Here is a 23791-nt window from a genome sequence, read left to right as displayed (position 1 = left end):
GATAATCAGCGGTCGGGACCGGTAGCCGATTCAGCTTCTCACAACGAACCACTATTTACTATCCGCTTTTACAAACTGCCTGTTTTACCCCCATCGACCGGGAGATTGATGCCGTTAATCGAAGCGGCTGCGGGTGTGCACAGAAAAGCGGCCGCAGCCCCTACTTCTTCAGCCGTAATGAACCGTCTGGTCGGGATATCCCGTTCCAGTTGTGCAGCGATCTCTTTTTCTGTTTGACCCGCGTTTTTAGCCCGCGACGCAATCGTCGACGACAGACGGGCAGTGTCGGTGTAGCCCGGCAGCACGTTGTTGACCGTAATCCCGAAGTGTGCAATCTCCAGCGATAACGTTTTAGCCCACTGAGCCACCGCTCCCCGGATCGTGTTCGACACGCCCAATCCGACAATCGGCTGCTTAACCGAGGTCGAAATAATATTAACAATGCGGCCATAGCCTGCCTGTTTCATTGCCGGAACAACTGCCTGAACCAACACCTGGTTGTTGAGCAGGTGATTATGGAAGGTCTGTAAGAATTCATCCGCCTTTGCATCGATGAGCGGCCCCCCCGAGGGCCCGCCTGTGTTGTTAATGAGTATGTGCATTTCCGGAAACTGGGCCAAATGGTCAGTTATTCCCCGTTGTACCGCCCCTGGCTGGCTAAAATCGGCAACGATATACCGATGAATTTGTCCTTCTTTCGTCGCTAAATCGGCTAGCGTAGTTTTCAGGGTCTGCTCGTTTCTGGCCATGAGTATAAGGTTGGCACCCAGCAGTGCCAGTTCTATGGCTGTAGCGCGCCCAATCCCCTGCGTACTTCCACAGACGAGCGCCGTTTTTCCGGTTAAATCAAGGTTCATTTTATTGACTAATTAGGGTCTCCCGAGTCGTTTTTTGGCAAGCTGTTGAATACCAGTCATCAGGACAAATACCCAAACAAAAACGACAAAAGCACCGTTGACGTAGTTTTACATCGACTAATTAACGAGTTTTGATCAACTTTGAAAGCAGTATTAACCTTTTGCATTCTAAAAAACCATGTCAAAGACTTTAATTATTGTGATCGTCATTGCCTTGATACTGGGCATGTACGGGTGTAGTTCATACAATGGATTAGTACAGGAAGATACGAACGTACAGGAAAAATGGTCGCAGGTACAAACGCAGTACCAGCGCCGGGCCGATCTGATTCCTAACCTGGTCCGGACCGTACAGGGGGCGGCCAATTTTGAAAAGAGTACCCTGACAGCGGTCATCCAGGCACGGGCCAATGCAACCGGTATTAAACTGGATGCCAGTCAGCTAACTCCCGAAAATATACAGAAATTTCAGGCTGCGCAGGATCAGCTGAGTGGGTCGTTGTCGCGGTTACTGGCCGTGGCCGAAAGCTATCCCAACCTGAAAGCCAATCAGAATTTCTCGGAACTCCAGGCACAGCTGGAAGGCACAGAAAACCGGATTGCGGTATCCCGAAACGATTTCAATGGGGCTGTAAAAACCTATAATCAGTCGGTACGGTCGTTTCCCAATAATATCTTCGCCGGTATTTTTGGCTTCCCGGTCAAAGGGTTTTTCGAAGCGTCTGCAGCCGCTCAGAGCGCGCCCACGGTACAGTTTTAATAGCGTAGGGCGTGGGGCACGGGGCATGGGATAGATTTCCCACGCCCTGTACCCTACGCCCTACGCCCTATACCCTATGCCAACCAATCTTTTCACGTCCGCAGAGCAGCAGCGCATTGTCGATGCTATACGACAAGCCGAAAAAGCGACGTCAGGCGAAATCCGGGTTCATATCGAACCTCACTGTGGGGAGGCCGATCCAGTACGGCGGGCCATCGACGTATTTGCCCGGTTGGGTATGCATCAGACAAAGGCACGAAACGGGGTGTTATTTTATCTGGCTCACGTCGACCGTAAGTTTGCCGTAGTAGGCGACCAGGGTATAGATGCCAAAGTGCCAGCCGACTTCTGGGAAACGACCAAAGAGCTGCTACGTACGCATTTTAGCACCGGTGATTATGCTACCGGATTGAGCCGGGGGATCGAACGGGCCGGAGAGCAGTTGAAACATTATTTTCCATACGCCAGTGACGATACCAACGAACTTGCCGACGATATTTCGTTTGACTAATACTGACGTGAACGCCCCCTTTTTGATTACGTATCTTATCCGAACGCTCCGTGTAGGATTGCTTCTTTGGTTGCTTGTTGCCCCAACTGGTCTGCAGGCGCAGGACGTCGCTACGGATACCGGTACCAACACGGTTATTCCCGATCGACCGAATCCACCACGTCTGGTCAACGATTTTGTCGGTATCCTCAGTAGTTCAGAACGATCGCAACTGGAGCAGAAGCTACGGACCTACAACGACTCGACCTCGACCCAGATTACCATTGTAATCGTTAAAACAACCGAGCCTTACCCTATCGGCGATTTTGCGTTTCAGGTGGGGCGAAAATGGGGTGTTGGGCAGCAAGGGAAAAATAATGGCTTGGTGCTGGCGTGGGCTACGCAGACCCGAAAAATTTTCATTGCCACCGGCTATGGCCTGGAAGGAGCCATTCCAGACGCTATCGCCAAGCGGATCATCTCGAATACTATTGTTCCCGCCTTCAAACAGGAGCAATATTTCAGAGGGCTGGATGAAGCCACGACCGAAATTATCCAACGAGCCAGTGGCGAATACAAAGCCGAACCCAAAAGCGACAGCGGGGAAGGCGACGGCTCCGGAGCTATCTTTATCGCATTGATCGTCTTTCTGATCATTATTTTTATCATTTCACGCCGAAATCGGGGTGGGGGGAACAATCGAAATCGGGGTGGCGGCTGGGGGCCTGTCTTTTTCCCAACGTCGACTTTTTCGGGCTGGGGTAGCTCGGGTGGCGGCTGGAGCGGGGGCGGTGGAAGTAGCGGGGGCGGTTTCGGCGGCTTCGGCGGAGGGAGTTTCGGTGGTGGGGGTGCTGGTGGCGATTATTAGGTGAAAATACCTAAACTTATCTACCAGTCGATAGGCTTAATCCGCCGTTCAACGAAAATCCTGGCCTTGCCCGAATCTCTCTTCTATTTTTGTAGATTCATCGATCCACTTAAATGGGAACCGGTTTTATTCGTTACAGCTTCATCTTTCTCGTTTTCTCGCTTCGATTAGCCGCACAAACAAACCCGGCGTTACCCAATACGGCACAATCCGACATCGTACTGCCAGATACCACACGCGATGACGTACCTGATCAGCAGCTACTCAGCAGCCAGACCGCATCGGGGCAGGCCTTGATTTTTGCACCATCGAAAAAACCCCGAACCGTCCGGGCCGTCGAAATCAGTGATAAACTTAAAATTGACGGCTACCTGAATGAAGCCGACTGGCAACGGGCCAAATCCATCAGCCGGTTTGTTCAGGTCGATCCGAAACAGGGCAGTCCGGCAACCTTCGATACCGACGTTCGGGTGCTCTATAACCGACATTTTCTGTACATCGCAGCCGTCAACCGCGATACACTTGGCCGTAAAGCCATACGAACGCCTAATTTTAAGCGCGATTTTTCGGCTATGGCTCACGATCATTTTGGCGTTGTCATCGACGGCTTCAACGACCGGCGCAATGCGATGACCTTTGCCACCAATCCCTACGCTACCCAGCGCGATATGCTTTCGTTCGATGATGTACTGTACGACATAGACTGGGACGGGTTTTGGAAAGTGCGCACCAGCCGGACCGATTCGGGTTGGGTTGCTGAAATGCAGATTCCATGGCAGACCCTACGCTATGTCCGGACAAGCGATTCGACCCAGAGTTGGGGAATTAATTTTTATCGCAATCGGCGCTATTCCAACGAGTTATCGGCCTGGTCGCCCTATCCGAGGGCCTTTACATCCAGTCGTGTTGCTTACGCGGGGTTGATTACGGGTCTGAAACCTCCCCCTCCTTCAACTAATGTTCGGATTCAGCCTTACGTGTTGATCAGCGACGATCGCTACCAGGGTACCGAAGTAGGCTATGGGCAGAAGGCGGGAATCAAACTGGGTGGGGATTTGAAGTGGGCTATCAACCCGAATACGGTTCTCGACCTGACCTTCAATACCGATTTTGCTCAGGCGGATGTCGATCGTCAGGTAAATAATCTAACCCGCTTTTCGGTGCTGTTTCCCGAACGACGCGCTTTTTTTCTGGAAAATGCCAGCTTATTCGGTGCCGGCTTAGCTGGAAATAATAATACCGGAGAAGGGGGCAGTATGGTTATTCAGCCCTTTTTTAGCCGGACGGTAGGCTTGGCTACGCTTCCCGATGGCACCAGTACGCCAGTACCCATCGATGCCGGGGCCCGACTGGTGTATCGGTCGCTAAATCGAAATTATGGGGGTATGCTAATTCGGCAGCGTGGGATACCCGGCAGTCCGACTACCGATTTTGCCGTAGCTCGTTACGTAGAGAACGTGGGCGGTCAAAACCGAATCGGTGGCCTGGTGACGCTGAAAAGTACTCATGCTACCGATAGCTCGGCTACACGGCAGAACATGACAATCGCTTTAGACGGCTTCTTCCGGCTTAGTCAGGCGTTGGCCTACAACGCTATGGTGACCAGCACGTTGGGCTCGACGGACAATGACCGGGGCGTCTCGGCTTATAGTCAGTTTATCTACCGGACGAATCAACTGGTAGCCTGGTGGACGGAATCGTTAGTGACGAGGAACTTCAATCCGGCCATGGGTTTTGTTTCCCGGAACGATGTCATTGCCACTACACCGGGAGTTTATCTGGTCGAGCGGGGTAAGTGGCTTCCTAAATGGATACGCAGCTTTGAACCAGGGGCTTTTATGGAGCTGTATCATAAAGCTTCGACAGGCTATTTACAGGAAGCGCAGTATAACTTCAACCCTTTGTGGCTGACGTTTCAGAACGGAGGCAATCTTGGGTTATTTGTCAACCCTACCTTCCAGCGGCTCGACGATGGCGATTACCGGCCACTGGGGTTGGCTATCGAGTCAGGAAAATACCGGTATGTTCGGTACACGATGATGTTCAGCACTGATCCATCGAAGAAAATATCCTTTCAGTTTAACGGCGAAACTGGTCGGTATTACGACGGAAGTCTCAATTATGGCCGGGCGTCTATGGTGCTGGCACCTATTCCACACATTGCCTTCACCCTAAGCGGTGAACTCAACGATTTCCGAAATGTGGGCAGCTATTCAGGTAAGATCGGTTTATACAGCGTCGAGAGCCGCATGGCCGTCAATCCGCGTCTGCAACTGATCAGCTTTTTCCAGCGGAATACCTATACCGATAAGAACGTCTGGAACGTGCGGCTGGCCTGGGAGTTTCAGCCACTGTCGTTTTTGTACATCGTGTATAACAACGGCACTTACGCAGGAACGGCCAGAGCCATCGACCGCCAGCAGGAACAGCACATCATCGGCAAGCTGTCGTATCTGAAGCAGTTCTAAACTGGGATTTTTATGATTTTACTGACCAACTTTGATTTTTGCTTTCGAAGAAAGCGTGTTGAATCATGGTCGGTCAATCAAATCACATAAATCCCGGTCTAGATAACCTGCTTTTCGATAAGCAGAATGAACAGGTGAATGACTTTAATGTGGATTTCCTGGATGCGGTCGGCATAACCGAAATGCGGAACCCGGATTTCGACGTCGGCCTGACCAGCGAGTTTCCCCCCATCTTTGCCCGTCAGCAAAACGACCTGCATTCCTTTCTGACGAGCGGCCTCTACGGCGCGTACGACGTTGGTCGAATTGCCGCTGGTGCTCATGCCGAGGAGTACATCACCTGGGTTTCCCAATCCTTCTATAAACCGCGAAAACACAAATTCGTATCCGTAGTCGTTGCCGACGCACGAAAGATGGCTGACGTCGGAAATGGCAATAGCGGCCATCGACCGACGATTCTCACGGTATCGGCCGGAGAGTTCTTCGGCAAAGTGCATGGCGTCGCAGTGTGAGCCGCCGTTGCCACAGGAGATAATCTTATGGCCATTCTTTAGGGCGTCGGCCATGAGTACGGCAGCCTGTTCGATGGCCGAAAGATGAGCCGGGTTGCTGAGAAAGGCGTCTAATACAGACTGTGCTTCGGTCAGTTCCTGGCGAATAAGATCAAGCATAAACGGTTATAACTGAATCACCCGTCTGGTTGCAGGTAGATTCGGATAGCACAAACTTACTGACGATAGATGACTTTTGACCAAAAACGGGGCTAAAACACCCAGTTTCGGTAAGGCATGTTCCAGCGCAGCCCAAAACTGGCAACATTGTCCGTGTACTGATCGGAACGGTACTGACTGTCCTGAAAGCGATATAGGTAGCGGCCTTCCAGGAATATATTGTGCCGGATCATGTACGACGCCCGTAAGTCTACGTAAGTAATCACGGTTTTACGGCCCTGGCCAATGTAATTACCTTCGTCGCGCTTGCGGCTGTTATAATCTTTTAGAATATTACCGCCGTAATTAATATCGGCAGCCGGGTCGGCACCGTACATCATCAGCCCGAAAATACCGTTGGCCGACAGACGTTTCTGCTGATAGCGGACAATGCCCAGTCCTTCCAGAAAATTGCCGCCCAGCGGATGCGCCAGCGGCTGGCTGTAGTTAGCGTAATTAGTTTGCCCTGCACTGACGGTCGGCGACCCTTCGTGCGAATACGTATAAGGACGCGCCAGATTTAATTCGGCCTGCAGGTCGAGGTTAGGGACGTTGAACGCATCGATGTATTTGCCACCCAGTTGTATGGCGAACTTATTGGTCCAGTCGCCTTTGCCTTCCCGCAGGGCCTTCAGCCGAAACTCATCGATCATAATCTGGGTATAGACCATGAACTGGGAGAGGAAATTAGCTTTGAAATCGATTCCAATCAGCGCATTATCGGCACTACCCTGGCTCGATTCAATATACCGATAAAGAATGATGGGGTTTAAATAGCTGAGATCCAGCCGATCACGGCTGAAAACCTCGGCTTCAAACACCCCCAGGTTCATGTGGTCATTCAGATTGATACTCAGATGGTGAATGGCCGTGTACTTCTGTGGAATCAGATGCTGGCCTTTAGGCAGCGGAGCCTGAGTATTCTGCAGGGAGGAGAATAGGTTCGTATACTGAATACGCCGGCCCAGACGAGTCGACAATTTCAGGAATAAGCCCGGCGGACTGTTGTCGGAGAGGAGCAGAGACCGGAAACCATTACCGAAAAAATTGCGGTCGTGGCCAAACTGTATATTAATGACCTTGAGGGCATTGAATGTAATATATCCCCTGGCCGACAGATAGTCGACCCCGCCATTGGAACCAAAGGGTTTGACGAAGCCTTCGCCCGGTGCCGAAGCCAGAGAGTCACTGGCATATGTCATGCCGTACTGGCGCACATACTCGGGGTAAGCCGCCTGCGTATCGGAGAAGAACGTGTAAAAACCCAGTTTGCGGCCAATCGTACCTCGGATTTCCAATCCCCGCGTATTAACAAACAGCATCCGCTGGTTGCTGGTCAGAGCCTCCGATTGACCCGTACTTTTTTCGAGACCCAGCCCAACATAGAGTACCGGATTGACATGGAGATCGATGTCGGGCGTTTGTAGATTATAGAAATCTGCCTTTTTGTGGTAAAAATGCTTTAGAATCGGTTCACGGCTATCGCCGGGCGCTGCCTGAGGCCTCAATTGCCGGGTATACGGATCGATCTGCAAGGAATCGTTGGGGTCTACCCACTCCCAACTGTCATTGCGCAGGTAATCGAAGTTGAAATAATCAGAGTCTGAAAACTCCCGGCCTGGGTGAGTTAGGAGGCTGTCGGTCAGCTGAATAATAGCCTGTCGGTTGTAGGGTTTGACCGTGCTGTGAAACCCTTCGGCCCATCGATTTTGCCGAATCTCAAGTCGGTCGACCAGATGATAATAGTCTGCGTTAAGTGGTACGAATGGACTTTGTGCCCGAACAGTTAACGAAAGCAGTAGAAAACAGAAAACGTAAACGTTGCTGTGCATGAAAATAACGACTATCGGGTCCGTTGTGTCTTTTTTCTGGACTTGGTGGACCAAATGAACGGCTTAAATTAGGCAATTGGTTTGGATATACGCCAACCTTGCGGCTAATTTAGGGCGAAAGAAGCCTTCCCTATGTTTGTCTTTGCGCATCAGTCGTCCCTGGCCAATCAATTTATGGCCGAACTTCGCAGCGTTTCTATTCAGCAGGATCGTCTGCGGTTTCGCCGAAACCTCGAACGGCTTGGTGAATTGATGGCCTACGAAATCTCCAAGAAATTGCCGTATCAGAACGTGGACGTGCAGACACCACTCGGAATCGCCCATACGCAGATTCTTCGTCAGCAGCCTGTTCTGGCTACTATCCTGCGGGCCGGATTGCCGTTTCATCAGGGGTTTGCCAATTATTTCGACCAGGCTGAAAATGCTTTTGCCGGCGCTTATCGAGGCTACGTACCGGGCGAAAACGATGCGTTCGAAATTGCAATGGACTATATCGTAAGTCCTGACCTGAGCGGCAAAGTCCTGATCCTCTCGGATCCGATGTTAGCCACGGGCCGTTCGCTCGAAAAAGTATACCATGCGCTGCTCCGGTACGGAATTCCGGCGCAAACCCATATTGCCGCCATCATCGCCAGTCCCGAGGGGGTTCAGTATGTACAGCAACGGTTGCCCCAGTGCCACCTCTGGCTGGGGGCCATCGATGATCACCTGAACGAGCATTTCTACATCGTACCTGGTCTGGGCGACTCAGGCGATTTGGCCTTCGGCGCGAAGGTGTAAATGAATAGTAGTTAGTAGACAGTCGTTAGGTTTAGCGACTGACCACCAACTACTATCTGCTAACCGCTTCTTCTACCTCAGGTCGACTACTTCGACGCCGGGGTATTTCGATTTGTCGAAGACGAAGAGCGAGTCGGGAGCGTCGACATTCGGAGTGAATTTGGTGATGGTATATGACGTACGCTTACCATCTTTGTTGATGATCAGCCAGTTTCGGACAGACTTGTCAGCTTTATCCACCGAAATCTGCACTGTCTGAATTGGACTTTTGGGGCGGTTAGGGGTCAGTTCGATAACTTCTACCGTCCGGCTTCCCTGTTTCTGCTCTTTCAGGTATTTGTAGTTGAACCCCCGCTTATAAATTGTGTAGATCTGCGTCGGGTTCAGTTCGCCAATGCCACCCCCTTCGTAATCCTGTACATTGACCTCGTTCGACTCCTTAATGTACGTCGACATGGTTTTGCCATCTGTGAAGACTTCCTGCCCGCCGAGGACCAGGCGAAACTTTTCGTTTTTGACGGTCAAATCACCTTTGTACGATTCCTTCGTACCCGCTCCCACGCTGTTGTAAGTAAACGTGGCCTGATATGACTTCAGCGACTTATACTTTTTGCTCATTGCGTCCAGAATATCCTGCGCCTTTTTGTCTTTTTGGGCCAGAGCAGGTAGCGTCATTACAAACGCCATACTTAGCATCCATGCTATTTTCTTCATTTTTATAGGTGTTACTCGTAAATTCAGACGTAAGAGAGCCGCTCGCTGCGGATCATGTGTTTGTAGTACAGACCAGAAACCCGGGCAAAAGTTTAAAGACTGCGTATTCTATGCCCAGACTGGTCATGAAATGGATTCATTCCCCTTTTAGCCGTTTGAGCATTTCTTCCAGCGTCTGCAAATCGCTGACCAGCACTTCGCGGGCTTTGCTGCCTTCAAATGGGCCGACGATCCGGGCAGCTTCCAACTGATCGACCAGGCGACCGGCCCGGTTGTAGCCAAGTTTTAGCTTGCGCTGAATCAAAGACGTGCTGCCCTGCTGGTGAATAACGATCAGGCGGGCCGCTTCATCGAACATCGGGTCGCGGTTGTCAAGATCTACGTCTTTATCGTCGCTCTGTCCGCCATCGTCGCCGACGAATTCCGGCAGGGCGTACGCATCGTCGTAGCCACGCTGGTTGCCCACAAACTCACAAATCTCTTCGATTTCGTTTGTATCGACAAATGGGCACTGAAGACGAATGATGTCGGAGTTGGACGAAAGCAGCATGTCGCCCTGCCCAACCAACTGCTCGGCTCCGCCCGTATCGAGGATGGTCCGGGAGTCGATCTTTGAGGTTACCTTAAACGACAAACGCGCCGGGAAGTTCGCTTTAATAAGACCGGTAATAACGTTTACCGACGGCCGTTGCGTGGCCACCACCAGGTGAATCCCGATTGCCCGTGCCAACTGGGCCAGCCGGGCAATGGGCTGTTCGACTTCTTTCCCCGCGGTCATCATCAAGTCGGCTAACTCATCGATAATCAGGACGATGTACGGTAGAAAGCGATGCCCTTTTTCGGGGTTAAGCCGCCGTTTCACAAACTTCGCATTATATTCTTTCAGGTTTCGGCAACCGGCATCTTTCAGCAGATTATAGCGGTTATCCATCTCGATACAGAGCGAGTTAAGGGTGTTCACCACCTTTTTGGTATCGGTGATGATAGGCTCCTCCGAGTCGGGCAACTTCGCCAGAAAGTGGCGCTCCAGTTTGTTGAACAGCGTAAGCTCTACTTTCTTAGGATCGACCAGTACCAGCTTTAGTTGCGACGGATGTTTTTTGTAAATCAACGACGTCAGCAGGACGTTCAGTCCGACCGATTTACCCTGGCCTGTGGCTCCGGCCATCAGTAGGTGCGGCATTTTAGCCAGATCGGCTACGTAAATTTCGTTCGAGATGGTTTTGCCCAGTACGACCGGCAGATCGAACTTACTAGTGTTGAAGACATCGCTGGTGATCACAGACCGCATCGAAACCATCTCGCGGTTCTTGTTAGGTACCTCGATACCGATGGTTCCCATGCCCGGCATGGGCGCAATGATCCGGATACCCAGCGCCGACAAACTCAGCGCAATGTCGTCTTCCAGGCTTTTGATCTTTGAAATCCGAACACCTTTAGCCGGCACGATCTCGTACAGGGTAACCGTGGGCCCGATCGAAGCCTGAATGGAGTCGATTTCGATGCCAAAGTTTCGCAGCGTAGTCTCGATGCGCTCTTTATTGGCCGTTAATTCATCGTCGGAAACGTTGGCTTTGCGGTTATTCTGATAGTCCGTCAGTAATTCGTTCGTCGGATACTGGTACTGTGGTAAATCGAGGGTCGGGTCATATAAGCCATGAACCGATACCAGGTCGTCATCTTCGAATGGATCAGGTTCAAACGTTGGTGCGGGAGTAGCACTCAACTCGTCGCTATCTGATTCATCGACAACCGCATCCCGGTTTTTGATCGTCAGCGTAACCCTTGTCGAGTGGGCAATGACCTCAGGAGTCGCCGGCCGTTGTTCATTCGCGGGCGCTGGATCGATTGGCTCGTCTGCCACGTAATCTTCGGGTGAGGTCTCCGAATAATTCGCCAGCGGTGCCGGGTCTACCTCGGGTTGCTCGTCGTCCTCCAGATCGAGTTCACTTTCTTCGTAGGTCTGGAGCGGATTATCGGTTCGTCTGCGCGGTTTGGGCGGACTCGTACGCGAAAAATCAGGTATGCTGATGTTCCGGACATCGAAGTAATAAACAACGAAAAAGAACAGTAGGAAGGCAATAAACGCCAGATTTCCCCAACCGAACAGGCCGTATAAGGCAACGTTCATTTCGTAGCCGATGCCGCCACACCAGACGCTGGATGTTTCGGCGGAGTGGGTCACCAGCACGATGTAACCCAGCAGCAAACTAGTCCAGACGGCCACGAAGAGCAAAGCGGCTGTTGTTCGGCTGAGGGGGAGAAGTTCGTGCGCGAACGTTAGTTTAAAGCCTGCCAGAAAAATAATAACCGGTAAGGCCAGCGCACCGACGCCAAACCAGCGAAAAACGAAGGCATGAGCAACATAGGCACCCACCAAACCTACCCAGTTACGGGTTTCAGTAGCCGCTTCGGCCAGGGGTTCCGAAAAGGCAGCGCCTACGACGCTCTGATCGGCTGGGCCATTCAATAAATAAGATACGAAAGCTACGAGCAGACCGATAGCTAGCCCCATGAGCAAAACCCCGAGCGTCAGGGTGGAGCGCTGATCGGTCAGCCAACGATCCAACGCAGCCCCCCAGTTGAAAGAAGGCCGCTGGGCTGTGGTACTGTTGATGCGAGGGCGGGGTTCGTTGCGTTCGGCAGGCCGTTTAAGGGTATTCTGGCGTGGAGATGTCGTCGGTTGTGCCATGCGATCGGTCGGGCTAGCGGCAGGTAAATTTGCTCTTATTTAAACGAAAAACCACGTAGAATTGATTTTACATTTTACAAATGTAAACTAAACTCCTTAAATCCTGAGTAGTCTCCGGCGCGATCTTATCCTATGCGCACTAATCCCTGATTAATTTTTTTTGCCAGGCCCGGCCCTTCGTAAATAAAACCTGTGTAGACCTGCACCAGGCTGGCACCGGCGTTGAGTTTCTCCTGCGCATCTTCGGCCGAAAAAATACCGCCCACTCCGATGATCGGGAACGAGCCACCCGATTGCTGATGCAGGTAACGAATCACATCGGTCGCTCGTTCGCGTAGAGGAAGCCCACTGACGCCACCGGCGCCCATTTGAGCAACCGTTTGTGGGTCGGTTGCCAGATTGTCGCGACGGATGGTCGTGTTGGTCGCAATGACGCCCGCAATGCCCGTCTCGGTTACGATCGCAATGATGTCGTCTAATTGGCCGTTGGTCAGATCGGGCGCGATTTTGAGCAGAATGGGTTTGGTTGTCGGATGCTGGCGATTTTCCTGCTGTAAGGCCGATAAGAGTTTGGTCAGGGGTTCACGCTCCTGCAAATCACGAAGGCCGGGCGTGTTGGGAGAGCTGACATTGACCACGAAATAATCGACCGTGTCGAACAACTCCCGAAAGCTAATCAGGTAATCACTCAGAGCATTTTCGTTTGGGGTATCTTTATTCTTCCCGATGTTTCCGCCAACGATTACCCGCCGGTTGCCCCGGTTGTTGGCAAATTGCCGGAGTCGTCCGGCAGCCGGGCCGACCCCTTTGTTGTTAAATCCCATCCGGTTAATTAGCCCCAGATCCGTTTTTAAACGAAACAGTCGGGGTGTCGGGTTGCCCGGTTGTGGACGGGGGGTGACCGTGCCTATTTCAACGAAACCAAACCCAAGATCGCTCAGCTCGCTGATAAGTTCTCCGTTTTTATCGAACCCGGCCGCCATACCGACCGGGTTTGGAAAGGTCAGGCCAAAAACGGTACGGGCTAAACGCTTGTCTTCCAGAACGTAAATTTTTCGGCAAATCGCTGATATACCCGGAATCGCCAGCGCTATTTTTAATATCGTCGATACGGTGTGGTGAATCGTCTCCGCATCGAAGCGGAACAAAAAAGGCAGAATGATTCGCTTGTACATAGGCGCAAAGATAAGGCCGCACCGTCCTGGAGGGATGGCCGAACAACATCTTTTTCTGGCTAACCTGGGGTCCAGGCGGCCGTATCCTTACCCGAATAAATCAGACGATAGATAGCGGTCGCCCCGGTCGCAGATAATGCTGACAATAACTCCGGATTCGATTTGCTGCGCTAACTGAACCGCAGCCGCCACTGCTCCGCCACTACTCATGCCCGCAAAAATACCTTCGACGCTGGCCAATTTTCGGGTCATTCCGGTTGCCTCGTCAGCCGAGATTTCCATAACCCGGTCGACGCGTGAGGGATCGAAAATTTTTGGTAAGTATTCGATGGGCCATTTGCGAATTCCGGGAATGGACGAGCCGTCTGTTGGCTGGCACCCCACGATCTGGACGTCGGGGTTCTGTTCTTTCAGGTAGCGGGAGGTTCCCATGATGGTTCCTGTGGTGCCCATTGCCGATACAAAGTGCGTGATCTGACCGGCGGTGTCGCGCCAGATTTCAGGGCCCGTGGTCCGGTAATGCGCCAGGTAGTTGTCGGGATTGGCAAACTGATTCAGCATCAGGTATCCGCCTTTCTGTACTTGCTCGTCGGCGTAGTCGCGGGCTGATTCAATAGTTTCGGTCAGAATGACCTTCGCACCGAAGGCTTCCATGGTGAGCACCCGCTCACGCGTGGAGTTTTCAGGCATGACTAGTTCGATGGGAATATCGTATAGCCGGGCAATCATGGCCAGCGCAATGCCGGTGTTGCCGCTGGTGGCTTCGATCAGTTTCATACCTGGTTTCAGTTCGCCCCGCGCGAGCGCTCCCTGAATCATACTGGCCGCGGCTCGGTCTTTGACGCTGCCACCTGGGTTGTTACCTTCGAGTTTACCGTAGATCGTAACGTTAGGATTAGGATTTAGACGGCTGAGTTCAATTAATGGAGTATTTCCGACTAAATCGAGCAAGGTTGCCATGCTGATTTTTTAAGACTTGTTGGTTGAGATAGTCAAGCTGAAAGCCGATCAATAAGTTCGCTATACCCTGTATTCCTGCGAAATTGGGCGGTTGCCGGATCGTACGAATGACATTGTCTATTTCATGAAATAAATAGGCTGTTTTCATGAATATCTTTTTTTAGCAAGGCTAATTGATTGATAATGAATTTTGTGTAAACTTGCTGCAGCACAGACATGAACGTATGTTTTCATTCATAAAACCTTCGTTATGTTCTGTTTATTCACACCTCTAATCTGTTACTTCATATGAAAACAACTTTATTTGCGAAACCTCTTACTAACTTACATCTTGAGGAAATTGCCGGTCAACTGGCTATGACTGATTTGACCTTACCTTTTTGGGGCTGTCGTAAAAAAATGCCGATGCATCGGATTGTTCGGCTGGAAGGCGAAGGCAACTACACGGTTTTTCATTTTGCCGACGGAAGCCAGCTGATGGTTTCGCTGACGCTGAAAAAGATGGAGAGCCGCCTGTCGCCGAAAGTATTTGCCCGACCGCACAAAAAAAATATCATCAACCTGCTGTATCTGGCGAGCATTCACCCCGACCGGCAGCAGTTGAGCGTGAGTCTTGTCAACGGCGACCGGGTCGAAGTTTCCCGACGGAAAGCCAGCCGATTCATCAAACAGGTGAAGGGGTTTCAGCAGGAGCTGATGGTGCTCGAATCCAAGCCTACCGCACCCATAGTGGTCGTAGCGTAATTGTTTCATCCGGGTTGCAGATTGACGCTTTGTCGCTAAATCCGCAACCCGGATTTGTTTATACTTACTTTTTAGCTTTCTCCAGCTCTTCGTCGCGCAGTGGCCGTCGCAGAATTTTTCCGACGTTCGACTTGGGCAACTCATCCCGGAATTCGATAATGCGGGGCACTTTATAGGGCGTCAGGTTTTCCCGACAGAAGGCTTTGATGGTTTCAGCAGTTAGATTCGGATCTTTTCTGACCACGAATATCTTGACCACTTCGGTCGATTTGTCGTCAGGAACGCCAATGCAGGCCACTTCCAGTACACCAGGACATTGAGCCACGACATCTTCTATCTCATTGGGATATACGTTGAAGCCCGACACCAGAATCATATCTTTCTTCCGGTCGACGATTTTGAAGAAGCCATCTTCATTCATCACGCCAACATCGCCGGTTTTAAACCAGTCGCCCAACATCGATTTGGCGGTTTCATCGGGCCGGTTATAGTAGCCTATGAATACCTGTGGACCTCTGGCAACAATTTCACCCGGTTCGCCAAGTGGGGCATCGGTACCATCCTCCCGAATGATTTTCATTTCCGTACTTGGCCACGGAATCCCGATCGTTCCTACCCGGACCGTACCATCGGTGGGATTGGAGCTAAGCACGGGTGAGGTTTCCGTGAGTCCGTATCCTTCACAGGGCGTATTTCCGGTGAGCTTAGTCCAGCGTTCAGCCACGGAGGTCTGCAGCGCCATGCCTCCTGCCGAGGTAACTTTTAAATGGCTGAAATCGACCTCGGTGATCCGGGGATGATTGAGCAGGCCATTGTAAAGCGTATTGACGCCGGTGAAACCGGTTATTTTGTACTTTTTCAGGTCATCGATGAACGCGTTCATATCACGAGGATTCGTAATCAGCAGGTTCATCGATCCACTTTTCAGGGCCGCCAGCGCATTGGTCGTCAGAGCATATACGTGATACAAAGGTAAAGCCGCCACCATGATTCCTTGGCCGTCGGGAATATGAACCGGCTTCAGCCAGTAATGCTGACATTCTACGTTGGAGATGATGTTTCGGTGGGTCAGCATAGCGCCCTTCGAGACGCCGGTTGTTCCGCCAGTATACTGGACAAAAGCCAGATCTGTATTACTGACCGCTACCGGGCGAAACGGCTGGGTAGCGCCCTTGCTTAGGGCCTCGTTGAACGAAATGGCATCGGGCAGATGATAAGCCGGCACTAACTTTTTGACGTATTTGACAACGGCATTGACCAGTTGTTTTTTCGGGAAGCCCAGTAAATCACCCAGCTGAGTGACAACGACGTGTTGAATATCTGTACGATCGAGAATTTTTTCGAGGTTGGCGGCAAAATTGGCCAGGATCACAATGGCTTTTGCCCCTGAATCCTTGAACTGGTGCTGCATCTCGCGCGGAGTGTAGAGCGGATTGGTATTAACCACCGCCAGGCCCGCCCGTAGCGCTCCGAACATAGCTACGGGGTACTGTAGGGTATTGGGCATCTGAATGGCTATCCGATCGCCCTTCTGGAGTTTCACATCGTTTTGTAAAAACGATGCGAACTGCTCCGACAGCTTGTCCAGCTCACCAAATGTCATCTGTTTGCCCAGGCAGGCATACGCCGGACGATCTTTGAAGCGTCGGCAGCCTTCTTCCAGCAGCGCCCCCAGCGACGGATAGGCGTCCGGGTTGATGTCGACGGGTACATCTTTGGGATAAAAACGTCGCCAGGGGTATGGATTTAAGGTTAGTTTGGTCTCCATGGAAAAGCGTGTAGTTTCGACGCAATTTTGGCCGCTGCCCGAGGGCAAGGGTAATTTCGCGTTCAATTTATAATTCTATACCCAGTTTATTAGAGAAGTAAGTTCGGAACTTACCCTAAATACCTCTCCTTTGCAAAAAGCATTCAAAAGGAGCCTGCCGAAAGAGAAATCTTTCTAACAAAATTACAGAAATTGTTTAATTATTTCTTGGGAAGAGTATAAACCTAAGACTAGTTTATGTTAAGCCTTTCATGTATGATAAAACGGCCGAAACTCACAGTTTCGGCCGTTTGGCTACCATTTACACACCTATTTGACCGCCTATCATTATACGGCTTCTGGCATGCAACTTCAAGTGGGATTAGGCGTCATTGAGTTGACGCCTAAACAGCGTTTAAGTTAAGAAAGAATGCAAAAACGCCGGTCCTGATTGAGGCCGGCGTTTTTAATGCCATATCCTGTTGGCAATATAATTAATATTTTTTAAGAATTAACCGTAATAAATACTGTAATTCAGGATAATGGAAAGGGATATATATACTATCTATTAATTTTTAAGAAATTTCACGACTCAGGACCAGTTTCATAATTTCGCTCAAAGCCGAATCGGCTAACGAATAATGAATCTCCTTACCCTGCCGGACGCTTTCAAGAAGCCCGCGGTCTTTCATTCTGATTAATTGATAAGATAATATAGTCTGTTCGACTTTTAACCGGCGCTGCAGGGTGGAAACATTCATCGACCGCTTCTTGGCCAGCAACAGAATGAGCCGGATGCGAAGCGGATGCGCTAGCGTTTTAAGGAGTTCGGCAGCCTGATCAATTGTCTGATCATTGACCGAGCCGGTAGGGCGCGATGGTGTCGCCAGAGAGGCCGACTGTCTGGGAAAACTCGGAGAACTGGTTCTGGTTTGTATCTTACTATTATGAGCTTCTAAACGCAGGGTTTCCATAGACTGTTTCTTATTGTTCTGTTGTTTAGATACCTCCACGTTGTGAGTAAAAGACCACCCTGTAAGTGGACACAGAACACTAATTAGACTATTAAAAAGCTAAAAGGTAACGCAAATGCCGCAAAATAAAATTTTACAGCTGTTATAGAAGTGCTAAATCACAAATGGCGACACTTAGTTTTATGTCTCTTCTTTTTCGGTAACCTATCTGGCACTAAAGGTACTTGTCAGTTGACCAAGCTGATAAACGGTTGATGAGCCATTTTTTAGCCCGGTGAGCCGGACCGATCATTCAGTGATGAGTTTGCCAACGGCTCAGTATAAACCCGGACGGAAAGCCTGTTCTTTGTCGTTAACGCTGCCGTACGAACGTTAATTGAGGTACAACAAAAAGGCTAGCCTATTACAGAGACTAGCCTTTTTGTGTACTACCGTAGGGGTACTGGTCTTTATTGCTGAGCTTCAAAAATAGCCATGGCCTTGTCGATTGTATCATCGTCTACACCGTCAACAGACAACTCGTTGTCATTTTCAACGTTACTGACTACGGTAACTTTGTCCATGTCCAGGCTCGGATCAGCCAAAAATAACGCAGCCCGAAATCGTTCTTCAATTTTTCGGTTCAGAGCATCGTTGACATTATGCGTAAGCTCATGAGCCAGTTCAAGTTCTTTTTGGTTACTATTCATGCCTGTCGATCAAATTTGAAACGTAAAGATACAATTATTCCCTTTTCTCGTAAAAGCATAATCGATTGAGTTATTTGTGATAGCTATAGCTCTGTAAATAAATCGGTTATACTTGCTCCGTTTTACTTTAGTTCTTCAACAGCCAGCCTGATCAGCTTGCCTTCGTCATTCCAGTACAAACCTGCCTTGCCGTCCTCTCCGACCAGGGCCAGCGTAAGCCCGTGTTCGCCTGCGTACCGATCCATTTCTGACTGGACGTCGAGAATTTCTTCGTAAGGCACCACCACCCGTTTAACAGAGCCGTAGGCCGCTCCCGTCCACATCGTCAAGGTTATCTGCGCTTTCATGCCACATGTTGTTTGATATAACTCAACCAGCCTGGGTTGAACCAACCGGCCGTCGGCAATTTGCCCAAAAGGAGTTGGTTTGACTTACGCAGGGGGAAAGATGATCGAGCCCGACTCACCCTGGGGCTCGGCCACCAGGAGGTGAAGGCCCCCCTGGGACTCTGCCCCTTGAGCGTCTGGAGTTTTCCCCTCGGCCAGGTACGCAATCACCTGTTGTTCGTCGCTGAAGGTGTACTGAGCCGACAGGTCAGTCGGTAAGCTGCCGGGCTTCTGATCAGCCGATCCGCTGGTCTGAAGGTCCTGAACAAACAGATTGACGATGCGAAAGTCGGTTGTTCTGGCCATTATTTCGAGCCAGCCCGACGTATCGTGCTTCGTGTTGAGGATCGTGTAGTAGTTTCCGGCGTTACCCGTGTTGTGCAGAAGCCAGTCGTAAAGCGTTTCCATCGTGCAGAAAAAAGCCGTGTTGATTTATAACAACCCGGCTGATAAAGCGATGTTTTCGACGCTGGTATAATTTCGGGTGCTTACCGGTATAAAGATTGAAAAATACCGATTAGGAAAGCGATAATGGCGCCAGCCGGGCCAACGACAAACACACTGGTCATCCCCGCTTCCTGATGGCGGTCGTGCGTATTGGATGAAAACCAGAGAATCAGAAAATAGCTTGCAACCGCGACAAGGCAATAACCAGCGAGTGCCCAGAGCAGCCCGGTTCCAATGTGTTTCATGGCTTGTAGGTGATGAGCCTTATGGGTGTCATACGAGCGTATGACACCCATAAGGCTTCGGATTTACTGAGGCACCGACTGTTGAATTTCTTCCTGCTGCTGGCGAACCTGCTGACCGATGGGTATGTACTCGACTTCGCAGGGATAACCGAACAGGCAGTTGACTTTGATCTGCTCGGCAACGCGCTCCGGTACCATATTTTCCCAGCCATCTTCGCCCAACTGAATCATTTCCAGTACCCGATCGGTCGATATATGCAGATTCTGTTCGTTGTAATCGGTTATATCTTCGATCTTATCGTTTCGTACGAGATACTGAAATAGCGGCTCTAAAGTGGGCGGTAATTTGAATTCGTTGCAGGTGTAAATAGCCCCTTCCTTGAGGGTCGGGTAGACGAACAGCTTGACTTTTCGGCTAAACAGTGTTGCAAATGATTCCAGAATACCGCCCGGTAAAAATTCATAGTGACCTTCCTCGAAAATATACTCCAGGTTCGGAATCCCGACAATCAGGCCGATTTTGAGCCGTGTCAGCCGGGCCAGATACGCAACCAGCTTATAATATTCCAGGTAATTGGATATCATCACCGTTTGCCCCATGGAACACAAAATATCGACCCGGTCCAGAAAGTCCTTCTCGTCGATACCCTGTTCATTGGCCTTCAGGTTATGCAGGGTCAGCTCCGCCATCGAAACTACCCGGTTGGCCTCCACGTCGGGTTCGTCTTTGAATTGCTTGAGGCCATTTTCGATCATGTCCATCTGCACATTCGTGACCGGGCGTAGCCGACCGCGCATCACCAGGATGTGTTTTTTGTAGAGCGCTTCCGAAGGTTGCAGTACCTGGCCGTCGGGACCGAATAGAGCGGCATCCGTAAATCCGTTTTTCACCAGGTGAAGGCTCATCAGCCGGTTGTCGACGTCCGAGAAATCGGGTCCCTTGAACCGGATCATGTCGATCTGAATCCGGTCGGGGCTCAGATCGTCCATGAGCGAAAGAACCAGGGTTTCGGGTGATTTCGCGTAGTAATAGCAGCCATAAATCAGATTGACGCCAATAATGCCCAGTGCCTGTTGCTGCAGGATGTTCTCATTGTCGAGCATTCTGACGTGAATGATCACGTCATTGTAACCCGCCTGCGGACTCAGCTGAAACCGGCAGCCAATCCAGCCATGCGCATCGTTGGTGCGTTGGTAATTGAGAGCAACAACCGTGTTGGCAAACGAAAAAAACGTCGTGTCGGGCCCACGTTTTTCGGCTAATCGCTTTTCGAGCAGGCTGTATTCTTTACTAAGCATTTTGATCAGCCGCGACTCAACCACGTAGCGGCCGCTTTCTTCAACTCCGTAGATCGAGTCGCTGAAGGTCATGTCGTAGGCCGACATCGTTTTGGCGATCGTTCCCGAGGAGCCACCTGCTTTAAAAAACATGGCGGCCGTTTCCTGACCAGCACCAATCTCCGCAAATGACCCGTATATCCGACGATCGAGGTTAATGCGTAATGCTTTCTGCTTGGTGCCTATATTCTTTTCGTACATAGTATTGGCGTACTTGCTGATGCTAAAGTATAAAGTTACTGTTTTAAACGTCAAATACAGGCCTCCTGGGTACCTTGAGTGTAAAATAATACAATTTTAACACTGCGCTTTCGGATGGCTATAGTAGAAAAAAGTGAGCTAATAGGACTATTGGCGGACACTTGTTTCGGCCAGCCTGAAGGAGCCGTTTACCCACTAGGCTACATCCTTAGAACACTAGTTTCTGTACGTTTAGTTTTCAGCAAAAAGCATCTTCGATGTGCTTAATGCGAAGCTCATTTCCGGCAATTGTGACGGCTATAATATCAAACCGAATATCGAAGCGCCAGTCCGTCGAAAAAATATAATGCTCGGCGGCTTTCATGACCAGATGGGCTTTGGTATACGAGACAAACTCCTCCGGATTACCGTAGCTTAAGTTGGTGCGTGTTTTGACTTCCACAAAAAGCAGCAGTTTACCTTTTTTGGCGATCAGGTCGATTTCCGCATGCTGATGGCGAAAATTCCGGGTCATGATTTCATAGCCCTGCTGCCGCAGAAACTGAACCGCTTCTTCTTCACCCCGCTGACCGGTCTCGTTGTGTTGTGCCATAGTAGATTGTAAGGGTTACAAATAACGAAAATCCGAACGAAACTTGCTCACTTGGTTGTTGACATATTAACGGGAACCAGTTTTTCCGCAAGGCAATGAATAGTCTTATAAATAAACAAGTTGAGGTTCGAACGCTGGGATTGATCGATTATCAGGCCGCCTGGGATAAGCAGGAACGGCTGTTCGCTACGGTAGTTGAGCAGAAACTAGCCAACCGGGCCCGCCCCGCTACCGAACAGTTACCTACGCCAAATTATCTGCTTTTCTGCGAGCACCCGCATGTGTATACGATGGGCACGAGCGGGCATGCCGAGCATCTACTGGTCGATGAAGCCCGGCTGCGCACCGAACTGGGAGCTACCTTTTTTAAGATCCGGCGTGGGGGTGACATTACGTACCACGGGCCTGGTCAGTTGGTAGGCTATCCGATTCTGGACCTGGACAATTTTTTTACGGACATTCATCGCTATATGCGGTTACTGGAAGAAAGCATCATCGCTACCCTGGCCGATTATGGCTTGTCGGCTGGTCGGATCGAAGGACTAACGGGTGTCTGGCTCGGCGCCGATGCGACGAATGACCCTACCGCTGGGCCAGCCCGTAAAATTTGCGCGATGGGAGTAAAAGCGAGCCGTTGGGTAACGATGCATGGATTTGCCTTGAACGTCAATACGGATTTGCAGTATTTTAGCCATATTGTCCCCTGCGGAATCGCCGACAAGGCCGTTACCTCACTGGCCAAGGAGCTGGGCCACCGAGTGGCACTCGATGAGGTGGCGGATCGCGTTCAGCACCATATGGCCGGGTTGTTTGATATGAATTTAGTAGCCCCAACCGTCGAGCCGTCGGTCGGGGAGGAGTTTAACGGACAGAAAACCGTTAGGTAGAATGAAAAAAGATATTCAGTTTTTGCCCGTCGAGGGTGTACAAATCGTTATTGCCCGTAAAGAAAACGTCTTGGGTGAGTATGATTGGCAGGTTTTTTTGATCAACCAGAATGACGTACCCATCAAAAATGTATTCGTCACGTCGAAAGGGTACGGGCAGAAGAATGACGAAGAACAGAAAACGTCGACCTTACGGCATTTTTTTGTCGAAGTAAAGCCCGCTGCTTATGAGGTGGTGGAGACCATTATGCCCGATGTGTTTCACCTCAACAATGAATATTGGGTTAGTTACTTTATTGATGATCAGATTTTTGACAAGAAGTTTATCTTCGTGCCCGATAGCATTATTGACGAAAATCTCGTGCCAGTACCCGTGCTGGGGCTGGAAGGTATTTTGCACGACTGAGTAGCACAACTTTCCCCGTGTTACACAACCTGAAATCCAATGCCGCCACCTACTTCCTGGAAACGCCGACTCAAAAACTTTCTGTTCATCGACCTCAAAACGGTGGCCGGCGAACCATCGCTTCTGGCGGTCGAACCGCGTTTACAGCGTTTGTGGGAAGAAAAAAGCCGGTATTTTAAAACCGATGATGAGCTGTCGGCCGCGGCCTGGTACGACCGGCGGGCTTCGTTCTACGCCGAGTTCGGGAAGATTATCTGCATCGGGGTCGGAGGGTTGTTTTTCGATGACGACGATAAGCCACACCTGAAAGTCAAACTGCTCAGTAACGACGACGAAGCGGCTTTGCTACAGGAATTTCTGACCATTGTGAACCGCTACCCACCCGGTGAGTTGACACTCTGTGCCCACAATGGCAAAGAGTTCGATTACCCGTATTTGTGTCGTCGGCTGATGGTCAATGGCTTACCGCTACCACTGGCGCTGCAGATTTCGGGTCGGAAACCCTGGGAGATTACCCACAAGGATACGCTCGAATACTGGCAGTTTGGCGATAAGCGCCATTTTGTGGCCCTCGACCTGCTGGCTGCGGTGCTGAACATACCTACCCGCCCGCTCGAATGGACCGGCGATCGGACCAGCGAAGTGTACTACCGCGAGCACGACTGGCCACGCATTGAGCAATACGCCCGTGATTCGGTCGTGATGCTGGTGCAGGTGTATTTGAAAATCGTAGGTGCCCCGCTCGTGGCCGACGAGCACATTGTTTTAAGTGATTGATACAGTGAATGTATAATGAACATAGTACAGACGTAGGGCAGGTGGAAGCCCG

General features: G+C 50.6%; 24 protein-coding genes. 9 read left to right on the top strand and 15 right to left on the bottom strand.

Annotated features, from left to right (window positions below):
• Positions 1–68: 68 nt before the first annotated feature.
• Positions 69–857, bottom strand: coding sequence for an SDR family oxidoreductase (locus ACYVC2_RS26385; RefSeq protein WP_461107586.1), 789 nt, complete (start codon positions 855–857; stop codon positions 69–71).
• A gap of 178 nt (positions 858–1035) precedes the next feature.
• On the opposite strand from ACYVC2_RS26385, the gene ACYVC2_RS26380 reads away from it, so the two are divergent.
• The 4 genes from ACYVC2_RS26380 (at position 1036) to ACYVC2_RS26365 (ending at position 5443) form a co-directional block, all read left to right on the top strand.
• On the top strand, positions 1036–1617 hold the full coding sequence (locus tag ACYVC2_RS26380) for a LemA family protein (protein ID WP_461107584.1): 582 nt from the start codon (positions 1036–1038) through the stop codon (positions 1615–1617).
• A 76-nt stretch (positions 1618–1693) separates the two neighbouring features.
• The gene (locus ACYVC2_RS26375; RefSeq protein WP_461107582.1) at positions 1694–2128 is read left to right on the top strand and encodes a TPM domain-containing protein; all 435 of its coding nucleotides are present in this window, start codon (positions 1694–1696) and stop codon (positions 2126–2128) included.
• Between the two features lie 22 nt (positions 2129–2150).
• Positions 2151–2975, top strand: a complete 825-nt coding sequence (locus ACYVC2_RS26370; RefSeq protein WP_461107580.1) for a TPM domain-containing protein — start codon at positions 2151–2153, stop codon at positions 2973–2975.
• A gap of 113 nt (positions 2976–3088) precedes the next feature.
• Positions 3089–5443 (top strand): carbohydrate binding family 9 domain-containing protein, encoded by a 2355-nt coding sequence (locus tag ACYVC2_RS26365; RefSeq protein WP_461107578.1) that lies wholly within the window; start codon positions 3089–3091, stop codon positions 5441–5443.
• 98 nt (positions 5444–5541) lie between these two features.
• Here ACYVC2_RS26365 and lpcA read toward each other — a convergent pair whose 3' ends face one another.
• The gene (gene lpcA, locus ACYVC2_RS26360; RefSeq protein ID WP_461107576.1) at positions 5542–6114 is read right to left on the bottom strand and encodes a D-sedoheptulose 7-phosphate isomerase; all 573 of its coding nucleotides are present in this window, start codon (positions 6112–6114) and stop codon (positions 5542–5544) included.
• Positions 6115–6206: 92 nt separating this feature from the next.
• Positions 6207–7985: a hypothetical protein gene (locus tag ACYVC2_RS26355; protein ID WP_461107574.1), complete on the bottom strand. Its 1779-nt coding sequence runs from the start codon at positions 7983–7985 to the stop codon at positions 6207–6209.
• Between the two features lie 132 nt (positions 7986–8117).
• On the opposite strand from ACYVC2_RS26355, the gene upp reads away from it, so the two are divergent.
• Positions 8118–8765, top strand: a complete 648-nt coding sequence (gene upp, locus ACYVC2_RS26350) for a uracil phosphoribosyltransferase (protein WP_461107572.1) — start codon at positions 8118–8120, stop codon at positions 8763–8765.
• Positions 8766–8837: 72 nt separating this feature from the next.
• Here upp and ACYVC2_RS26345 read toward each other — a convergent pair whose 3' ends face one another.
• The 4 genes from ACYVC2_RS26345 to cysM form a co-directional block, all read right to left on the bottom strand.
• A complete protein-coding gene (locus ACYVC2_RS26345; RefSeq protein WP_461107570.1) occupies positions 8838–9479 on the bottom strand; it encodes a LolA family protein in 642 nt (213 codons plus the stop codon).
• 136 nt (positions 9480–9615) lie between these two features.
• Positions 9616–12171, bottom strand: coding sequence for an FtsK/SpoIIIE family DNA translocase (locus ACYVC2_RS26340; protein WP_461107568.1), 2556 nt, complete (start codon positions 12169–12171; stop codon positions 9616–9618).
• Positions 12172–12296: 125 nt separating this feature from the next.
• A complete protein-coding gene (locus tag ACYVC2_RS26335) occupies positions 12297–13346 on the bottom strand; it encodes a quinone-dependent dihydroorotate dehydrogenase (protein WP_461107566.1) in 1050 nt (349 codons plus the stop codon).
• Positions 13347–13433: 87 nt separating this feature from the next.
• Positions 13434–14306, bottom strand: coding sequence for a cysteine synthase CysM (cysM, locus tag ACYVC2_RS26330; RefSeq protein ID WP_461107564.1), 873 nt, complete (start codon positions 14304–14306; stop codon positions 13434–13436).
• A gap of 405 nt (positions 14307–14711) precedes the next feature.
• On the opposite strand from cysM, the gene ACYVC2_RS26325 reads away from it, so the two are divergent.
• On the top strand, positions 14712–15050 hold the full coding sequence (locus ACYVC2_RS26325; RefSeq protein WP_461107562.1) for a LytR/AlgR family response regulator transcription factor: 339 nt from the start codon (positions 14712–14714) through the stop codon (positions 15048–15050).
• A 64-nt stretch (positions 15051–15114) separates the two neighbouring features.
• On the opposite strand, the gene ACYVC2_RS26320 is transcribed toward ACYVC2_RS26325, so the two are convergent.
• From ACYVC2_RS26320 to ACYVC2_RS26285, 8 genes are all read right to left on the bottom strand, one after another.
• A complete protein-coding gene (locus ACYVC2_RS26320; RefSeq protein ID WP_461107560.1) occupies positions 15115–16818 on the bottom strand; it encodes an AMP-binding protein in 1704 nt (567 codons plus the stop codon).
• A 554-nt stretch (positions 16819–17372) separates the two neighbouring features.
• Positions 17373–17771: an ArsR/SmtB family transcription factor gene (locus tag ACYVC2_RS26315; RefSeq protein WP_461107558.1), complete on the bottom strand. Its 399-nt coding sequence runs from the start codon at positions 17769–17771 to the stop codon at positions 17373–17375.
• A 449-nt stretch (positions 17772–18220) separates the two neighbouring features.
• Positions 18221–18460, bottom strand: coding sequence for a hypothetical protein (locus ACYVC2_RS26310; RefSeq protein ID WP_461107556.1), 240 nt, complete (start codon positions 18458–18460; stop codon positions 18221–18223).
• A 122-nt stretch (positions 18461–18582) separates the two neighbouring features.
• Positions 18583–18807 carry a hypothetical protein gene (locus ACYVC2_RS26305; protein WP_461107554.1) on the bottom strand — a complete coding sequence of 75 codons (225 nt, stop codon included), beginning with the start codon at positions 18805–18807 and terminating at the stop codon, positions 18583–18585.
• An 84-nt stretch (positions 18808–18891) separates the two neighbouring features.
• Positions 18892–19254, bottom strand: coding sequence for a hypothetical protein (locus ACYVC2_RS26300; RefSeq protein WP_461107552.1), 363 nt, complete (start codon positions 19252–19254; stop codon positions 18892–18894).
• Positions 19255–19334: 80 nt separating this feature from the next.
• Complete coding sequence (locus ACYVC2_RS26295; protein WP_461107550.1) at positions 19335–19538, bottom strand: hypothetical protein; 204 nt, start codon at positions 19536–19538, stop codon at positions 19335–19337.
• A gap of 63 nt (positions 19539–19601) precedes the next feature.
• Entirely contained in the window at positions 19602–21077 is a 1476-nt protein-coding gene (locus ACYVC2_RS26290; RefSeq protein ID WP_461107548.1) for a TonB-dependent receptor, read from the bottom strand.
• 238 nt (positions 21078–21315) lie between these two features.
• Positions 21316–21669 carry a YraN family protein gene (locus tag ACYVC2_RS26285; RefSeq protein ID WP_461107546.1) on the bottom strand — a complete coding sequence of 118 codons (354 nt, stop codon included), beginning with the start codon at positions 21667–21669 and terminating at the stop codon, positions 21316–21318.
• A gap of 95 nt (positions 21670–21764) precedes the next feature.
• On the opposite strand from ACYVC2_RS26285, the gene lipB reads away from it, so the two are divergent.
• The 3 genes from lipB to ACYVC2_RS26270 are packed head-to-tail and all read left to right on the top strand — an operon-like array spanning position 21765 to position 23739.
• Complete coding sequence (lipB, locus tag ACYVC2_RS26280) at positions 21765–22556, top strand: lipoyl(octanoyl) transferase LipB (RefSeq protein WP_461107544.1); 792 nt, start codon at positions 21765–21767, stop codon at positions 22554–22556.
• 1 nt (position 22557) lies between these two features.
• A complete protein-coding gene (locus tag ACYVC2_RS26275; RefSeq protein ID WP_461107542.1) occupies positions 22558–22962 on the top strand; it encodes a hypothetical protein in 405 nt (134 codons plus the stop codon).
• A 39-nt stretch (positions 22963–23001) separates the two neighbouring features.
• Positions 23002–23739 carry a 3'-5' exonuclease gene (locus ACYVC2_RS26270; RefSeq protein WP_461107540.1) on the top strand — a complete coding sequence of 246 codons (738 nt, stop codon included), beginning with the start codon at positions 23002–23004 and terminating at the stop codon, positions 23737–23739.
• Positions 23740–23791 lie beyond the last annotated feature (52 nt).

It is taken from the genome of Spirosoma koreense, assembly GCF_054777875.1.
The sequence above is the reverse complement of the archived record's forward strand: the minus strand, read 5'-3'. Positions and strand labels throughout refer to the sequence as shown.

Excerpts from the sequence above, each read along its gene's own strand:
- ACYVC2_RS26385 (WP_461107586.1), bottom strand. The coding sequence starts at position 857 with ATGAACCTTGATTTAACCGGAAAAACGGCGCTCGTCTGTGGAAGTACG.
- ACYVC2_RS26380 (WP_461107584.1), top strand. The coding sequence starts at position 1,036 with ATGTCAAAGACTTTAATTATTGTGATCGTCATTGCCTTGATACTGGGC.
- ACYVC2_RS26375 (WP_461107582.1), top strand. The coding sequence starts at position 1,694 with ATGCCAACCAATCTTTTCACGTCCGCAGAGCAGCAGCGCATTGTCGAT.
- ACYVC2_RS26365 (WP_461107578.1), top strand. The coding sequence starts at position 3,089 with ATGGGAACCGGTTTTATTCGTTACAGCTTCATCTTTCTCGTTTTCTCG.
- lpcA (WP_461107576.1), bottom strand. The coding sequence starts at position 6,114 with ATGCTTGATCTTATTCGCCAGGAACTGACCGAAGCACAGTCTGTATTA.
- ACYVC2_RS26355 (WP_461107574.1), bottom strand. The coding sequence starts at position 7,985 with ATGCACAGCAACGTTTACGTTTTCTGTTTTCTACTGCTTTCGTTAACT.
- upp (WP_461107572.1), top strand. The coding sequence starts at position 8,118 with ATGTTTGTCTTTGCGCATCAGTCGTCCCTGGCCAATCAATTTATGGCC.
- ACYVC2_RS26345 (WP_461107570.1), bottom strand. The coding sequence starts at position 9,479 with ATGAAGAAAATAGCATGGATGCTAAGTATGGCGTTTGTAATGACGCTA.
- ACYVC2_RS26340 (WP_461107568.1), bottom strand. The coding sequence starts at position 12,171 with ATGGCACAACCGACGACATCTCCACGCCAGAATACCCTTAAACGGCCT.
- ACYVC2_RS26335 (WP_461107566.1), bottom strand. The coding sequence starts at position 13,346 with ATGTACAAGCGAATCATTCTGCCTTTTTTGTTCCGCTTCGATGCGGAG.
- cysM (WP_461107564.1), bottom strand. The coding sequence starts at position 14,306 with ATGGCAACCTTGCTCGATTTAGTCGGAAATACTCCATTAATTGAACTC.
- ACYVC2_RS26325 (WP_461107562.1), top strand. The coding sequence starts at position 14,712 with ATGCATCGGATTGTTCGGCTGGAAGGCGAAGGCAACTACACGGTTTTT.
- ACYVC2_RS26320 (WP_461107560.1), bottom strand. The coding sequence starts at position 16,818 with ATGGAGACCAAACTAACCTTAAATCCATACCCCTGGCGACGTTTTTAT.
- ACYVC2_RS26315 (WP_461107558.1), bottom strand. The coding sequence starts at position 17,771 with ATGGAAACCCTGCGTTTAGAAGCTCATAATAGTAAGATACAAACCAGA.
- ACYVC2_RS26310 (WP_461107556.1), bottom strand. The coding sequence starts at position 18,460 with ATGAATAGTAACCAAAAAGAACTTGAACTGGCTCATGAGCTTACGCAT.
- ACYVC2_RS26305 (WP_461107554.1), bottom strand. The coding sequence starts at position 18,807 with ATGAAAGCGCAGATAACCTTGACGATGTGGACGGGAGCGGCCTACGGC.
- ACYVC2_RS26300 (WP_461107552.1), bottom strand. The coding sequence starts at position 19,254 with ATGGAAACGCTTTACGACTGGCTTCTGCACAACACGGGTAACGCCGGA.
- ACYVC2_RS26295 (WP_461107550.1), bottom strand. The coding sequence starts at position 19,538 with ATGAAACACATTGGAACCGGGCTGCTCTGGGCACTCGCTGGTTATTGC.
- ACYVC2_RS26290 (WP_461107548.1), bottom strand. The coding sequence starts at position 21,077 with ATGTACGAAAAGAATATAGGCACCAAGCAGAAAGCATTACGCATTAAC.
- ACYVC2_RS26285 (WP_461107546.1), bottom strand. The coding sequence starts at position 21,669 with ATGGCACAACACAACGAGACCGGTCAGCGGGGTGAAGAAGAAGCGGTT.
- lipB (WP_461107544.1), top strand. The coding sequence starts at position 21,765 with ATGAATAGTCTTATAAATAAACAAGTTGAGGTTCGAACGCTGGGATTG.
- ACYVC2_RS26275 (WP_461107542.1), top strand. The coding sequence starts at position 22,558 with ATGAAAAAAGATATTCAGTTTTTGCCCGTCGAGGGTGTACAAATCGTT.
- ACYVC2_RS26270 (WP_461107540.1), top strand. The coding sequence starts at position 23,002 with ATGCCGCCACCTACTTCCTGGAAACGCCGACTCAAAAACTTTCTGTTC.